Origin of the sequence: Pseudomonas tensinigenes (genome assembly GCF_014268445.2) — a bacterium.
Lineage (GTDB): Bacteria > Pseudomonadota > Gammaproteobacteria > Pseudomonadales > Pseudomonadaceae > Aquipseudomonas > Aquipseudomonas tensinigenes.
In genome coordinates, this window is the sequence record NZ_CP077089.1 from 5,511,409 (window position 1) to 5,527,293 (window position 15,885).

Annotated in this window: 13 protein-coding genes; 12 read left to right on the plus strand and 1 reads right to left on the minus strand. The window is 59.1% G+C overall.

Annotation, left to right across the window (positions count from 1 at the left end; translation table 11 throughout):
* The first annotated feature begins 63 nt into the window (after positions 1-63).
* From glpK to glpD, 3 genes are all read left to right on the plus strand, one after another.
* Complete coding sequence (gene glpK, locus HU718_RS24460) at positions 64-1,566, plus strand: glycerol kinase GlpK (protein WP_038369082.1); 1,503 nt, start codon at positions 64-66, stop codon at positions 1,564-1,566.
* Positions 1,567-1,840: 274 nt separating this feature from the next.
* On the plus strand, positions 1,841-2,596 hold the full coding sequence (locus HU718_RS24465; protein ID WP_007916700.1) for a DeoR/GlpR family transcriptional regulator: 756 nt from the start codon (positions 1,841-1,843) through the stop codon (positions 2,594-2,596).
* A 246-nt stretch (positions 2,597-2,842) separates the two neighbouring features.
* Entirely contained in the window at positions 2,843-4,381 is a 1,539-nt protein-coding gene (gene glpD / locus HU718_RS24470; protein WP_186615367.1) for a glycerol-3-phosphate dehydrogenase, read from the plus strand.
* A 285-nt stretch (positions 4,382-4,666) separates the two neighbouring features.
* On the opposite strand, the gene HU718_RS24475 is transcribed toward glpD, so the two are convergent.
* Positions 4,667-5,554 (minus strand): LysR family transcriptional regulator, encoded by an 888-nt coding sequence (locus HU718_RS24475; RefSeq protein ID WP_150729701.1) that lies wholly within the window; start codon positions 5,552-5,554, stop codon positions 4,667-4,669.
* Between the two features lie 105 nt (positions 5,555-5,659).
* Here HU718_RS24475 and HU718_RS24480 point away from each other — a divergent pair, with 105 nt between their 5' ends.
* From HU718_RS24480 to HU718_RS24520, 9 genes are all read left to right on the plus strand, one after another.
* Positions 5,660-7,027 carry an MFS transporter gene (locus HU718_RS24480; RefSeq protein WP_186615365.1) on the plus strand — a complete coding sequence of 456 codons (1,368 nt, stop codon included), beginning with the start codon at positions 5,660-5,662 and terminating at the stop codon, positions 7,025-7,027.
* A complete protein-coding gene (locus HU718_RS24485) occupies positions 7,008-7,424 on the plus strand; it encodes a DUF4440 domain-containing protein (RefSeq protein ID WP_150706948.1) in 417 nt (138 codons plus the stop codon). The genes HU718_RS24480 and HU718_RS24485 overlap by 20 nt, the downstream gene beginning before the upstream one ends.
* Positions 7,421-8,353, plus strand: a complete 933-nt coding sequence (locus tag HU718_RS24490; RefSeq protein ID WP_150729699.1) for a flavin reductase family protein — start codon at positions 7,421-7,423, stop codon at positions 8,351-8,353. Before HU718_RS24485 ends, HU718_RS24490 begins: the two co-directional genes overlap by 4 nt.
* Positions 8,354-8,367: 14 nt before the next feature.
* The gene (locus HU718_RS24495) at positions 8,368-9,666 is read left to right on the plus strand and encodes a Rieske 2Fe-2S domain-containing protein (protein WP_186615363.1); all 1,299 of its coding nucleotides are present in this window, start codon (positions 8,368-8,370) and stop codon (positions 9,664-9,666) included.
* Positions 9,647-10,132: an aromatic-ring-hydroxylating dioxygenase subunit beta gene (locus HU718_RS24500; protein WP_186615360.1), complete on the plus strand. Its 486-nt coding sequence runs from the start codon at positions 9,647-9,649 to the stop codon at positions 10,130-10,132. Before HU718_RS24495 ends, HU718_RS24500 begins: the two co-directional genes overlap by 20 nt.
* 18 nt (positions 10,133-10,150) lie before the next feature.
* Positions 10,151-11,860, plus strand: coding sequence for an NAD(P)/FAD-dependent oxidoreductase (locus HU718_RS24505; RefSeq protein WP_186615358.1), 1,710 nt, complete (start codon positions 10,151-10,153; stop codon positions 11,858-11,860).
* Positions 11,861-11,890: 30 nt separating this feature from the next.
* Positions 11,891-13,219, plus strand: coding sequence for an amidase family protein (locus HU718_RS24510; RefSeq protein WP_186615356.1), 1,329 nt, complete (start codon positions 11,891-11,893; stop codon positions 13,217-13,219).
* Positions 13,220-13,369: 150 nt separating this feature from the next.
* Positions 13,370-14,629 carry a tryptophan permease gene (gene mtr, locus HU718_RS24515; protein WP_186615354.1) on the plus strand — a complete coding sequence of 420 codons (1,260 nt, stop codon included), beginning with the start codon at positions 13,370-13,372 and terminating at the stop codon, positions 14,627-14,629.
* A gap of 261 nt (positions 14,630-14,890) precedes the next feature.
* On the plus strand, positions 14,891-15,817 hold the full coding sequence (locus tag HU718_RS24520; RefSeq protein ID WP_110718873.1) for a glutamate/aspartate ABC transporter substrate-binding protein: 927 nt from the start codon (positions 14,891-14,893) through the stop codon (positions 15,815-15,817).
* Positions 15,818-15,885 lie beyond the last annotated feature (68 nt).

Consider the following 15,885-nt stretch of genomic DNA (forward strand, 5'->3'; position numbering starts at 1 on the left):
GTTCCTGCCCTTTAGAGCCTGCGCCACGGCCCACTCTCCCTTATTTCGTCCAAGGCAATCGACATGACCGACATTCAGAATAAGAACTACATCATTGCCCTTGATCAGGGTACGACCAGCTCCCGCGCGATCATTTTCGACCGCGACGCGAACGTGGTCTGCACCGCGCAACGCGAGTTCGCCCAGCATTACCCACAGGCCGGTTGGGTCGAACACGATCCGATGGAAATCTTCGCCACCCAGAGCGCGGTAATGGTTGAAGCGCTGGCCCAGGCCGGTCTGCACCACGACCAGGTCGCTGCCATCGGCATCACCAACCAGCGCGAAACCACCGTGGTCTGGGACAAGACCACCGGCCGCCCGGTGTACAACGCCATCGTCTGGCAGTGCCGCCGCAGCACCGAGATCTGCCAGCAACTCAAGCGCGATGGCCACGAAGAGTACATCCGCGATAACACCGGCCTGGTCACCGACCCGTACTTCTCCGGCACCAAACTGAAGTGGATCCTCGACAACGTCGAAGGCAGCCGCGAGCGTGCGCGCAACGGCGAACTGCTGTTCGGCACCGTCGATAGCTGGCTGATCTGGAAATTCACCGGCGGCAAGGTGCACGTCACCGATTACACCAACGCCTCGCGCACCATGCTCTTCAACATCCACTCGCTGGAGTGGGATTCGAAGATGCTCGAGATCCTCGACATCCCGCGCGAAATGCTTCCGGAAGTGAAGGCTTCTTCGGAAATCTACGGTCGCACCAAGAGCGGCATCGCCATCGGCGGTATTGCCGGCGACCAGCAAGCGGCGTTGTTCGGGCAGATGTGCGTCGAGCCGGGCCAGGCGAAAAACACCTACGGCACCGGCTGCTTCCTGCTGATGAACACCGGCGACAAAGCGGTGAAATCCCAGCACGGCATGCTCACCACCATCGCTTGCGGCCCGCGTGGCGAAGTCGCTTACGCGCTGGAAGGCGCGGTGTTCAACGGCGGCTCTACCGTACAATGGCTGCGCGATGAACTGAAGATCATCAACGACGCCCATGACACCGAATACTTCGCCAATAAAGTGAAGGACAGCAACGGCGTGTACCTGGTACCAGCGTTCACAGGTCTCGGCGCTCCCTACTGGGACCCGTATGCCCGTGGCGCGCTGTTCGGTCTGACGCGTGGTGTGCGTGTGGATCACATCATCCGCGCCGCGCTGGAGTCGATCGCCTACCAGACCCGCGACGTCCTCGACGCCATGCAACAGGACTCCGGCGAACGCCTCAAGGCTCTGCGTGTGGACGGTGGCGCGGTGGCGAACAACTTCCTCATGCAGTTCCAGGCCGACATCCTTGGTACCCAAGTCGAGCGCCCGCAAATGCGCGAGACCACGGCACTCGGCGCGGCGTATCTGGCCGGTCTGGCGTGCGGTTTCTGGGGCAGCCTGGACGAACTGCGCGGTAAAGCGGTGATCGAGCGCGAGTTCGAGCCGAGCCTGGACGAAGTGGAGAAAGAGAAGCTGTACAAAGGCTGGAAAAAAGCCGTCAGCCGCACCCGTGACTGGGCGCGTGAAGACGCTGAATAAGCCAACCTTAGGACTGGCTGAAGCGGTCCAAACAGCGTGAAAGCGTAGCGAGCGAAGGCAAGCCAAGGCAAAAACAGGCGAGGACCGGCTGGGGTCGCACTCGACTTTACGGGTTTGTAAATGAGCAGTCCGAGCCTGTTTTTAACGCAGGATGGCTTGCGTAACGCCGTAGGCGCCCAGCACGAAGTAGCTTTCACGTTGTTTGGAAACTGGTCGGGAGCGGATTCCTGCGTCATCATGGGCAAATTTTGCACGGCAGCCCAAAGGAAGCCCCATGAATCTGCCTCCCCGTCAGCAGCAAATCCTCGAGCTGGTCCGCGAACGCGGCTATGTGAGCATCGAGGAAATGGCCACGCTGTTCGTTGTTACCCCGCAAACCATCCGCCGCGACATCAATCAGCTCGCGGAAGCCAATCTGCTGCGTCGCTACCATGGCGGTGCTGCCTATGATTCCAGCGTCGAAAACACTGCCTATGCGATGCGCGCCGATCAGATGCGCGATGAAAAACAACGCATCGGTGAAGCCATCGCCGCACAGATCCCCGATCACGCCTCGCTGTTCATCAATATCGGCACGACCACCGAATCGATTGCCCGCGCCCTGCTCAATCACAATCACCTGAAAATCATCACCAACAACCTGCACGTAGCGTCGATGCTCAGTGCCAAGGATGATTTCGATGTGTTGCTGACCGGCGGCAATGTCCGTCGTGATGGCGGTGTGGTCGGTCAGGCGAGTGTGGATTTCATTAATCAGTTCAAGGTTGATTTCGCCCTCGTCGGGATCAGCGGCATCGATGAAGACGGCAGTTTGCTGGATTTTGATTATCAGGAAGTGCGGGTTTCGCAGGCGATCATTGCCAATGCGCGGCAAGTGATTCTGGCGGCGGACTCGAGCAAGTTCGGGCGTAACGCCATGATTCGGTTGGGGCCGATCAGTCTGATTGATTGCCTGGTGACCGATCAGCAGCCGGTGCCGGCGCTGGCGCAGTTGTTGAGTCAGCACAAGATTCGCCTGGAAGTCGTTTAACCCCCCAAACATCAAAAGATCGCAGCCTTCGGCAGCTCCTACATGGGTTCATCTGACCTGTAGGAGCTGCCGAAGGCTGCGATCTTTTGCTTTTAATGTTCGAAAATTTTCCTTTCTCTGCCCTTCGATGAGTTTTTTCAATCGAACGTGACTGGCTGCGCGCGTCTTTATGGGCTACCATTTTCGCAAATGAACATTCATGTTCGATTTCCAATATAGAAAATCAAAAGAACCCGAGGCCAGCCGATGTCCACCTCTACCTTGCGTACGCCCCCACTCTCCGAGATCTACGACATCGCCGTTATCGGCGGCGGGATCAATGGCGTGGGGATCGCAGCGGATGCCGCCGGTCGCGGGCTTTCGGTGTTCCTTTGCGAAAAGGACGATCTGGCCAGCCACACCTCGTCGGCCAGCAGCAAGCTGATCCACGGTGGCCTGCGCTACCTCGAACATTACGAATTCCGTCTGGTGCGTGAAGCGCTGGCCGAACGCGAAGTGCTGCTGGCCAAGGCGCCGCACATCGTCAAACCGATGCGCTTCGTGCTGCCGCACCGTCCGCACCTGCGCCCGGCGTGGATGATCCGCGCTGGCCTGTTCCTCTACGACAACCTCGGCAAGCGCGAAAAACTGCCAGGCTCGAAAAGCCTGAAGTTCGGTGCCGACAGCGCGCTGAAAAGCGAAATCAAGAAAGGCTTCGAATACTCCGACTGCTGGGTCGACGACGCCCGCCTCGTGGTGCTCAACGCCATGGCCGCCCGCGAAAAAGGCGCCCACGTGCACACCCAGACCCGTTGCGTCAGCGCCCGCCGCGCCAAAGGCTTGTGGCACCTGAACCTGGAACGTGCCGACGGCAGCCTGTTTTCGATCACTGCCAAAGCGCTGGTGAACGCCGCTGGCCCATGGGTTGCCAAATTCATTCGTGACGATCTGAAGATGGAATCGCCGTACGGCATCCGCCTGATTCAGGGCAGCCACATCATCGTGCCGAAGCTCTATGAAGGCGATCACGCGCACATTCTGCAAAACGAAGATCAGCGCATCGTTTTCACCATTCCGTACCTGAACAACCACTTCACCCTGATCGGCACCACCGACCGTGAATACACTGGCGATCCGGCGAAAGTGGCAATCACCGACGCCGAAACCGATTACCTGCTGAAAGTGGTCAATGCGCATTTCAAGCAGCAGCTCAGCCGCGACGACATCCAGCACAGCTACTCGGGCGTACGTCCACTGTGCAACGACGAATCCGACAACCCGTCGGCCGTGACCCGCGATTACACCCTGGCGTTGTCGGCCGGCGGCGAAGAAGCGCCGCTGCTGTCAGTGTTTGGCGGCAAGCTGACCACCTACCGCAAACTCGCTGAGTCGGCGATGGCGCAGTTGCTGCCATTTTTCACCCAGATGCGCCCGAGCTGGACGGCCACCGCCACCCTGCCCGGTGGCGAAGACATGACCACCCCGCAGGCTCTGTGCGCGCAGATTCGCGACAAGTTCGACTTCGTGCCGACCGAGATCGCTCGTCGCTGGTCCACCACCTACGGCAGCCGCACCTGGCGCATGCTTGAAGGCGTGGAAACCCTGGCCGACATGGGCGAACACCTCGGCGGCGGGCTCTACACCCGTGAAGTCGACTACCTGTGCAGCGAAGAGTGGGCAACCACTGCCCACGACATTCTGTGGCGCCGCAGCAAACTGGGCTTGTTCACCACCCCGGTCGAGCAGGAAAAACTGGCGGCTTATCTGGGCAAGGTTGAACAGAACCGCAAGATCGAAGCGGCCTGATCAACGCTTAAACGAAAGCCCCTGAATTGTGAGATTCAGGGGCTTTTTGTTGTGCCATGAGATCCAGCCCCCCTCACCCCAGCCCTCTCCCCCCAAGGGGGGCGAGGGGGAAAGGGAGCAGATCGGGGCTCGCTCAAATACCGCGCTGGGAAAAAGGAGCCGATCGAGGGCTTTTTCAATCCTGAGTTCGACTCGATATTTCAGGTCGGCATCACTCGCAAGGACAACACGATCAGTCCCCTCTCCCTCTGGGAGAGGGCTAGGGTGAGGGCTTTGGAGCCGGCATCACTGCGCCAAATGCAACAACAGAAAATCAATGAACGCCCGCGACTTGTGCGGCAGATGCGGGGTGTTGGGAAATACCACATTGATTGACTGCGAAGGCAGCGAATACTCCGGCAACAAGCGCACCAGACGTCCGGCGGCAATGTCATCTGCCACCACCCACGCCGGCAGAACCGATACGCCCAGCGACGACAACGTCATCGAGCGAATGGCCGTCGACGAGTTCGATTCGAAGTGGCTGGTACCGCCAACCTCGACGCCCTGCCCTGACCCATGACGCAATGTCCACTGGGTCGGCGCCTGCAAATTGCTGTTGGCAATCCACGGCACGTTGTTCAAATCCTGCGGTTGACCCACAGGGTGTCGGGCGAGAAATTGCTCGGTGGCGACCAGCACAATTTCATAATCAGCCAACTTGCGGCTCTTGAATGCCGAATCCGCCAAGTTGCCCAGACGAATCACCAGATCAAGCTTTTCCGCCACCAGATCATTCAACGAAGAGTTGAAGTTGTAGCACAGGCGAATTTCCGGATAACGCTCGGAGAACAGTGGGATCAACGGCAGAATATACTTTTCACCGTATTCACTGGTTGAACTAATCCGCAACTTTCCGGATACCCGATTATTACCTTTCAGAACATTATCAAACGCATTGTCGATGTCCGCGACAATACCCTTGAACTCCTCATAAAACTCCTGACCTATTTCGGTCAGCGATATATTGCGGGTATTGCGGATCAACAGCGTCGCCGACAAAACCTCTTCCAGCGCCTTGACATGCAGGCTGGCCATGGCTTTGCTGATACTCAGATAATTCGCGGCTTTGGTGTAAGAACCAAAATCCACCACCGCAAGGAACGTCTGAACCCGATTAAGATGAGAATGCATGGCGCTATGGCTCACTGTTAAATCCTGTCAAACATTGTTTTAAGCATAGTCGTATCGACACTTCAAGTCCATCGCCCCTATGCTGCGCGGCAAAGGGGATACAACATGAACTATCGCTACAAGATTGCGCTGATCTTTTTGATCGGCTTTTTTATTGACTGTATAAACATATTCATGTCGGCTGTGGCTTTGCCGAGTATATCGGCAACTTTACAGGTCAGTACTTCATCAGTGGCGTGGGTCGCCAATGCTTATATTCTTGGCCTGACCCTGATTATTCCGGTCAGCACCTGGCTGGCCGGGCGTTTTGGCAGTCGCGAGATTCTCACCGCTTCGATGCTGGTGTTCACCGGCTCTGTGTGGATGTGCGGCATGGCCGACAGTTTCCATGAACTGGTGATCTGGCGGTTCGTGCAGGGCGTCGGTGGTGGCTTGCTGATTCCGGTCGGTCAGGCGCTGACCTTCAATCTGTTTCAGGGCGAGCAGCGGGCGAAGATCTCCACACTGGTGATGGCCGTCGCGCTGATTGCCCCGGCCATTTCGCCAACGGTCGGCGGCATCATCGTCGACAGCAGCTCCTGGCGTTGGGTGTTCTACAGCAACATTCCGTTCTCGCTGATCGCCGCCGGACTGTCGTGGTTGTGGATCAAGGAAAGCAAACCAGCGGACCTGCCACGTCCGGACATCAAAGGCCTGCTGTTGGTCAGTGCCGCACTCGCCAGCCTGCTGATGGGCATGTCGCTGTACGGCGGCGACTACCCGGCGCTGGCCGCGTTGAGCTGTGTCGCGGCGGGCTTGCTGTTCATCGTGCTGTACCTGCGGCACTACCGCCGCTGCAGCAACGCGATCATCGAATTGAGCCTGCTCAAAAGCAAAAAACTCAGCACCTCAATCTTGATCTATTACGCGATTCCCGGCGTGTTCACCGGGGTCAACCTGATGAGCATTTTCTTCCTGCAGAACACCCTGCACTTCAGCGCCCGGCTGACCGGGATGTTCATGATCCTCTACGCCATCGGCGCGTTCGTTGCGATGACGATTTGCGGCCGGGTCTACAACCGCGTCGGCGCGAAACGTCTGTTCACCCTCGGCATGCTGCTGCACAGCGCCGGCATCGCCACGCTGATGCTGGTCAACGCGCCGACGGACCTGTGGGTGATCGTCATCGCTTACAGCCTGATGGGCATCGGCGGTGGCATCGGCGCCAACACCGCACAGACCACCTCGTTGATGGATTTCGCCGGCGGCGATACGCACAAGGCCAGCGTGATCTGGAACATCAATCGGCAGATGTCTTTCAGCCTCGGTGCTGCGTTGTTTCTGATGATCTTCAATGTGCTGCTCAAGCAGTTCGACACCACACAGGCTTACCACGCGACGTTCGCGATTGCGGCACTGGTCGGGCTGTTCCCGCTGTTTCAGATGAGTCAATTGAACCCTCCAAAGGAATGCCATGAACAACAACCTGGTTGAACGAGCGCAACACAGTATTCACCACGTGCACGATCTGATTCACCGCGTCTTCACCGATGCCGACGGTGCTGGCGCAGAGGCCATCGCGCCGCTGATGGCGGTGTTCGCCGAACACTTCAGCATGGTCACCACGTCGGCCGCCGTGATCGGCCGGGCGCAAGTCGAGCAACTGTTCAGCGGTGCCGTCGGTGCCCGCAAAGGTCTGGAGATTCTGATCAGCGACCTGCAAACGGTCTGGCACGAAGGCTCGACCGTGGCCCTGCGCTACAAGGAAAGCCACCGCCTGAACCAGATAGAAACGTCGCGCATCTCGGTCGCGATCCTTCGCGTCCAGCACCATGACGTCCAATGGTTGTACCTGCACGAAACGCCGATCAGTCAGGAACAGCCTGCATGAAATTCACCGTCACTCAATGCCGGATGCTCTCGGCGTCGATCAAGGAAGTTACCGTCAGCGGTCCGGCCACCCTGGCGGACATGACCCACGCGGGTGCGCATTTCAAATGGCTGATCCCGGGGCTGGACGAGTGCCGTCATTATTCGACAGTTCATGTGGACGAGGTGGCCGAAGGTTGCTTCACCTTCGCCATCCGCCTCTCGCCGAATTCCGTCAGCGGCCGCTACGTCAACGCACTGGCCGTCAATGACTGGGTGGAACTCGAAGGCCCGTTCAACACGTTCAACTACCCGCTCGACGTCAGCAGCGGCCGCGATATCGCGATTGCCGGCGGCATCGGGATCACGCCGCTGACCGGCATCCTGCGCCATCTGCAATCGCTTGAGCGAATGCCGCAGCTTCACTACTTCGCCAAAAGTGACGTCGACGCGGCCTACGCCCAGGACCTGCAAGCGCAGCTGCAGGAACGCATGCAGCTGCACTTTTCCGGCAGCCGTCCGGCGATCAGTCAGCTCCTTGCCGACCTGAGCGCCGATGACCGTCTGTATGTCTGCGGCCCGGCGGCGATGCTCAGCGCCGTGCTCAGCCACGCCGAAAGCGTTGGCCTGGCGCGGGAGCAGATCCATCTGGAAGTGTTCAACGTTGCCCGCGATGACGCCGCGCAAGGCTTTGTCATCGAGGCGGCCGACTCCGGCGTCAGCGTCAATGTCGGCCCGCAACAGTCGCTGCTCGAAGCCTTGGAGGCGGCCGGACTCGATCCGCTGTACGACTGCCGTCGTGGTGAATGCGGAGTCTGTGCGCTGGACGTACTGGAAGGTGAAGTCGACCACCGTGATTTCATCATGAGCGAACAAGAAGCTGCCTGTAGCGCACGGATCTATCCCTGCGTCTCCCGCGCCAAAAGCCCGCGCCTGAAACTGGCAATCTGAGAGAGGACACCCCGTTGGACAACTATTTCAATGGCAGAGAAGTGCATAAATCTCTGTTCCTTGATCAGGCGCTTTTCGAACAGGAACAGCAGCGCGTGTTTGCCGCGAGCTGGTGCTACCTGGGTCACGACAGCCTGATCCCCGAGACCGGCGATTACTTCACCACCACCCTCGCGCAACAGCCGCTGGCGATGGTGCGGCAGAAGAACGGCGCCATCGTCGTGCTGCACAATCGCTGCCCGCACAAAGGCGTGAAAGTGCTGGCCGAAGCACGCGGCAATGTCGGCCGCTTCATGCGCTGCCCGTACCACGCCTGGACGTTCAAGACTGACGGCGAGCTGCTGAGCATTCCGCTGAAAAAGGAATACGACGACTGCGACCTCAGCAGTTGTTCTGCGCACAAAGGCATGCGCCCGGTGAACGCGGTGCACAACTATCGCGGCTTCGTCTTTGTCCGTTTGACGGAACAAGGCATCGGCTTCGAGGCGTTTTTCGGCGAGTCGCTGTCGACGCTGGACAATATGGTCATGCGCTCGCCGCTTGGTCAGCTGAAAGTGATCGGCCAGCCATTGCTGCACCGCCATCGCTGCAACTGGAAAATGGTCGTCGACAACCAGACCGACACCTGCCACCCGATGATCGCCCACGAATCTTCGGCCGGCGAAGCCATACGCCTGTGGCAGGAAACCGGCGCTCAGGGCAAGCCACCGATGGCGGTCGAACTGTTCTCGCCGTTCATGGCCTCCTACGAGTTTTTCGCCGGCATGGGCATTCGCGTCTGGGCCAACGGCCACGGGCACACCGGGGTCAGTAATTCGATCCACAAGGCGTACACCGACATCCCCGGCTACTGGGAACAGATGGTCGAAAGCTACGGTGAAGAGCAGGCCCAAGCAATCCTCGATGACACCCGCCACAACACCGTGTATTTCCCCAACCTGATGGTCAAGGGACCGATCCAGACCTTGCGCGTGATCAAACCGGTCAGCGCCCGCGAAACCATCGTCGAGTCGTGGATCTTCGAACTGCAAGGTGCGCCCGTGCAGTTGCTGGAAAGAACCGTGCAGTACAACAACCTGATCAACTCGCCGTGCTCGATGGTCGCCCACGACGATGTGGAAATGTACGAACGGGCCATGGAAGGCCTGGGCAGCGACGCCAACGAATGGGTCAACGTCGCCCGCCTGTTCAGCCCGAACGAATCCTATGCGCAGACCCAAGTGGTGTCCGGCACCAGCGAAATGGCCATGCGTAATTTCTATAACAGTTGGCAGCACTTGATGCGGGACGACCATGCAACACGATCAATCTAATCACCACGCCATCGAGCAACTGATCGAAACCGAACTGCACTTGCTCGACCAGCAGGATTTCGACGCCTGGCAACAACTGCTCAGCGATGACTACCACTACTGGATTCCCATGACCCGTGAGCAGGTCAGCCCGTTGCACGAATCGTCGCTGGTGTATGAGGACCGTTTTCTGACCACGCTGCGGATCAACCGGCTGTCCAATGCGCGCAACTTTTCCCAGCAGCCCAAGAGTCGCAGCCTGCACATCGCCCAGCGCCCGCGGATCACCCTCGACGCAGCCTCATTCAGCGCTTTCGCCAGCTCCAACATGCTCTATTGCGAAGCCCGCGGCGACAACGAATGGCACTACCCGGTGACCGTCGAACATCAACTGATCAACATCGATGGCACGTGGAAAATCCACGGCAAGAAGATCCTGTTGCTCAACCCCGCACGCGCCCTTGAAAGCCTGCAGCTCATTATCTGATCGACCGAGAAATCCCCTGTGAAGTCTATTCCCCATGATTCCAGCCAGGCGTCCGCGTGCCTGTCTTTTCCCTACGTCGATCTGCTGTATGACTATGGCCAGTTCCTGCGCAGTGCCGATGAGGCCATCGGTTACCTGCCGGCGGAAACTGCCGAGAAACACATCGGCATCGTTGGCGCCGGCCTCAGCGGTCTGGTCGCCGCTTACGAATTGCTGCGCGCCGGTGCGCGTCGCGTGACGTTGTTTGAAGCCGAACCTGAGCATGTTGGCGGGCGTCTGCTGACCCAATGTTTTGACGAAGAGCAGCCGCAATTCATCGCCGAAATGGGCGCCATGCGCTTTCCGCCGAGTGAAGTCGGGCTGTTTCACTACCTCAATCGTTTCGGCATCCAGACCACCGAAGCGTTTCCCGACCCGGGCGTCGTCGACACTGAAATTCACTACCGCGGCGAAGCCCATCACTGGGCAGCCATGCAACCGCCGCCAGCGCTGTTCAGCACCGTGCACCAGGGCTGGATCGCGTTTCTCAGCGAGGGCGTCACCCTCGATGACGGCACGTGTCTGGCGCCACCGCTGCTGATCACCGAATTGCTCAAGCAGCACAATTACTGCGAAGTGCAGCCCGAGTGGCAACGCTATCTGGACTGCTTCGGCGACAGCTCGTTTTACTCGGCGATGGTGCGTATCTTCACCGGCAAAAAGCCGCCCGGCGGCAAACCGTGGCGCAAGCCCGAAGACTTCCACCTGTTCGGCTCGCTGGGCATTGGCTCGGGCGGTTTCCAGTCGGTGTACCGCGCCTCGTTCACCGAGATCCTGCGGCTGGTGGTGAATGCGCTGGAGGTCAATCAGCGTCTGGTGCCCAACGGCATTTCTTCGCTGGCCGAGCGGATTGCCGACAGCGAATTCAACGGTATTCAGGTGCGCGACATGATTTGCCGCACGCGCATCGAGTCGATCAACAAAGGTGCGCACGGCGAGATTCTGCTGGCCGGCAGCAATGGCGAAACCTACGCCTGCGACCGGGTGATCACCACCACCACGACCCGCGCCCTGCAAGTGAACCTCAAGCTCACGCAGAACCAGGCCTTCGTCAATCGCGACGTCGCGCGGGCGATCAACGAAACGCACATGGTCGGCTCATCCAAGCTGTTCATCCTGACCAAGGACAAGTTCTGGCTCAAACATGGCCTGGCGCAAAACATCCAGACCGACACCCTGGTCAAGGGTGTGTATTGCCTCGACTACGCGCCGCACGATGCGGATTCCTGGGGCGTGGTGCTGATCAGTTACACCTGGGAAGACGACTCGCACAAGATGGTCTCGATGACCGACAAGGTGCAACGCTGCCTGCGGCTGGTCGATGAATTGGCGATGAGCGCGCCGGAATTTGCCAGCCATCTGCTGCCGCTGGACGGTGACTACCAGCGTTACGTTCTGGAATACGACTGGCTGACCGACAAGCACGCGTTGGGCGCTTTCAAGCTGAATTTCCCCGGCGACGATATTTATTCCGAGCGCCTGTTCTATCAGTTCCGCACCGCACTCGATCCGCAACAGGACACCGGTTTGTACCTGGCCGGTTGCGGCGCCTCGTTCACCGGTGGCTGGGCCGAGGGCGCGATTCAAACCGCGCTGAATGGCGCGTGCGCGGTGATCAGCAGCCTGGGCGGCGATTTGATTGCCGGTAACCCGCTCGACGACTTGCACTCGCAGTACCGCTACTGCTGACCCAGTCCCTTTTTACGCCGAGAATCATCCATGTACAGCCAGCTTTCTATTGAACAGCTCGTCAATGGCTTTCGCAGTGGCCAACACTGCCCGGACACCTGGCAGCGCGCCCTGCGCGAGCGCCACGGGCAGATGCAGCACCTGAACAGTTTCATCACCTTCGACCCGTCAGCGTTCAAGGCAAATGCCGCCGAACGCGAGAACGCGCTGTATGGCCTGCCAGTGTCGTTCAAGGACAACATCAACGTCAGCGGCATGCCCACCACCGCCGGAACACCCGGGCTGGCCGACTATGTGCCGCAGGTCGATGCCGGCATCGTCGAGCGCTTTCGGCAATTGGGCGCGCAGATTGTCGGCAAGAACAACATGCACGAATTGTCGTTCGGCGTGACCTCGGCCAACCATTCTCATGGTGCCGTGCTCAACCCCGTCAACGAACGCTACAGTGCCGGCGGCAGCAGCGGTGGTTGTGCCGCGGCTGTCGCTGCCGGACTGGTGGCGTGCGCAGTCGGCACCGACACCGGCGGTTCGGTGCGGATACCGGCGGCGTTCTGCGGCATCGTCGGGTTTCGACCCACCACCGGCGTGTATCCGGTCGACGGCATCGTCCCGGTGTCGCAAACCAAAGACACTCCGGGCCTGCTGACCCGCACCGTGGAAGATTGTCAGTTCGTTCACGCGCAACTGACCGGCAGCCTGCATCAGCCTGAAACCCGGCCGTTGCGCATTGGCATTCCCGAGCGTTTTCTCTGGGCCGAGCTCGCCGACAATGTGCAGCGTGATTGCCACGCGGCCATTGATACCTTGGCCGATCGCGGTGTGATCATCGTGCCGGTCGACGATGCAATGATTGGCGAGATCAACGAGAGCATTCAGTTTCCGCTGCCGATCTACGAGTTCTTCATCGACTTTCCACGCTTCCTGATGAAAGCAGGACGCGGCGAACAGTTCCTCGACATCCTCGCGCAGATTCGCGACCCGGCGATCAAGAGAATCCTCACCGCGCAACTGGAAAGCCCGGCGATTTCCTACACCGACTACGTGCAGGCATTGATGAGCAAACTGCGTCTGGAGAAGGAATACCGCGCCCTCTTCAGCCGCCATCAACTGGATCTGCTGGCTTACCCGACCGTCACTTGCAGCGCGCCACTGCTCAGCGCTTGCGCGGATGAGAGCAACTTCGAAACCTTCGTGCGCAACACCGACCCGGCGAGCAACCTGGCGGCGCCGAGTATCAGCGTTCCGGTCGCGGCGGCGGGTGAGTTGCCAGTGGGTTTGTCGTTCGATGCGTTGCCGGGGCAGGACGGCTTTTTGCTGGCGAATGTTCAACGGTTAGCTCGTTTGCTCAACATCGCCTGAACCACGATCCCTGTGGGAGCGAGCCTGCTCGCGAAGGCGTCGTGTCAGTCGACATCAACTTCGTCTGCCAGACCGCTATCGCGAGCGGGCTCGCTCCCACAAGGGCTCTGCGTCGATGCACCTATAACAATTCAGATTGCAGGCCTTGCCATGCGCGTCACCTCAATATCCTCCATTCCCGCTGTCGAACGCTCGCCGTCGATTCTCGGCGGCGCCATGATCATCGGCGGCACCATCGTCGGTGCCGGCATGTTCTCGCTGCCAGTGATCATGTCCGGACTATGGTTCTACGGCTCCGTCGCCGTGCTGCTGTTTGCCTGGTTCTGCACCTTGCACTCAGGCTTGATGATCCTCGAGGCCAATCTCAACTACCGCGAAGGCGCGAGTTTCTCCACGATCACCCGCGATCTGCTCGGCCGTGGCTGGAGCCGTTTGAACGGTTTGAGCATTGTGTTTGTCCTCTACACCCTGACGTACGCCTACATTTCCGCCAGCGGCTCAGTGATTCATCACACCGCGCAATCCTTCGGGCTGGAGTGGTCATCGCGCGCCGGCGGTTTCGGGTTCACGCTGCTGGTGGCGTTCATTGTCTGGTTGAGCACCACGGCGGTGAGTCGCATGACCACGCTGGTGTTCGGGGCAAAAATCCTCGCATTCTTTTTGACCTTCGGCGGTTTGCTCGGCCATGTGCAAAGCACCACGCTGCTTGATCTGAACGGCGGCGACAGTCATTACTGGCCCTATCTGTTGGTGACCCTGCCCTTCTGCCTGACTTCGTTCGGTTTTCACGGCAACGTGCCGAGCCTGATGAAGCATTACGGCAAGGACCCGCAGCGAATTCGCGCCTGTCTGGTTGGCGGCACCTTGATCGCACTGGCGCTGTATCTGGTGTGGATGCTCTGCAGCATGGGCAACATTCCCCGCGACACGTTCAAGGACATCGCCCAGCGCGGCGGTAACATCGATGTGCTGATCAGCGCCCTGGGGGCACGGCTCAACAGCGCCAACGTCGATCTGCTGCTGACGTTTTTCTCCAACTTCGCCGTGGCCTGTTCATTTCTCGGGGTGACCCTGGGTTTGTTCGATTACCTGGCCGATGTGCTGGGTTTCGATGACAGTCCCCTCGGTCGCTTGCAGACCGCCGCCGTGACCTTCGTGCCGCCGATGCTTTGCGGCTTGCTCTGGCCGGAAGGCTTTCTGCATGCCATCGGCTTTGCCGGTCTGGCGGCAACGTTGTGGGCGGTGATCACCCCGGCGCTGCTGGCGCGGGCTTCGCGCAAACGCTTCGGCAGCCCGCGCTATCGCGTGTGGGGCGGCACGCCGATGATCGCGCTGGTGCTGTTTTTCGGAGTGATCTGCGCGGTATCCCATTTGTTGTTCGTGTTTGATTGTCTGCCGGTGTGGCGCTGAAGTGTCTCGTTCGGTTTTCCGAACGCGACTTCACGGTCGATTCGGTTAACCGGATCAGCCAAGGTGAAAAATACCGCCACAAAACTTTAATAACGTTATAAATCATCAGGTTAGCTATCAGCGACTGGTCTGGCACGACTCATGCTCTACACTCTCTCGACGAATGCCTGTTGTGCCAACACTTCAGGAGCCGTCAGGCATTCGAAGCACAAAAGGGCCGACGAACTGGCTCCATAAAAAAAACAATTCGAGGAAAATTTGATGCGCATCGTTCCCCATATCCTGGGCGCAGCCATTGCGGCCGCTCTGATCAGCACGCCAGTTTTCGCCGCCGAACTCACCGGCACCCTGAAGAAAATCAACGATTCGGGCACCATCACACTCGCTCACCGCGACAGCTCCATTCCGTTTTCCTACATTGCCGATGCTTCCGGCAAACCAGTGGGCTACTCCCACGACATTCAAGTGGCCATCGTTGAAGCCCTGAAAAAAGACCTGAACAAGCCAGACCTGCAGGTCAAATACAACCTGGTCACCTCGCAAACCCGTATCCCGCTGATCCAGAACGGCACCGCGGATATCGAGTGCGGCTCCACCACCAACAACGCCGAACGCGCTCAACAAGTCGACTTCACCGTCAACATCTTCGAAATCGGCACCCGTCTGCTGGTCAAGAAAGACAAGGATGGCAAGCCGTCCTACGCTGACTTTGCCGACCTCAAAGGCAAAAACGTCGTGACCACCGCCGGCACCACGTCCGAGCGCATCATCAAAGCGATGAACGCCGACAAGCAGATGGGCATGAACATCATCTCCGCCAAAGACCACGGCGAATCCTTCAACATGCTGGAAAGCGGCCGCGCCGTTGCCTTCATGATGGACGACGCCCTGCTGGCCGGCGAAGAAGCCAAGGCGAAGAAACCGGCTGACTGGATCATCACCGGTACTCCGCAGTCCTTCGAAGCCTATGCGTGCATGGTTCGCAAAGACGACCCGGCCTTCAAGAAGGCGGTCGATGCCGCCATCGTTGGCCTGTACAAGTCTGGCGAGATCAACAAGATCTACAGCAAGTGGTTCGAGAGCCCGATTCCACCAAAAGGCCTGAACCTGAACTTCCCGATGAGCGACAAGGTAAAAGGACTGATCGCCAACCCGAGCGACAAGCCGGCGCCTGACGTAAAAATCTGATTACTGACTAACCTTATCTCCTGAGGGAGCCACCCTCCCTCAGGCGTCTGTTACTACCTGCTGGCTAT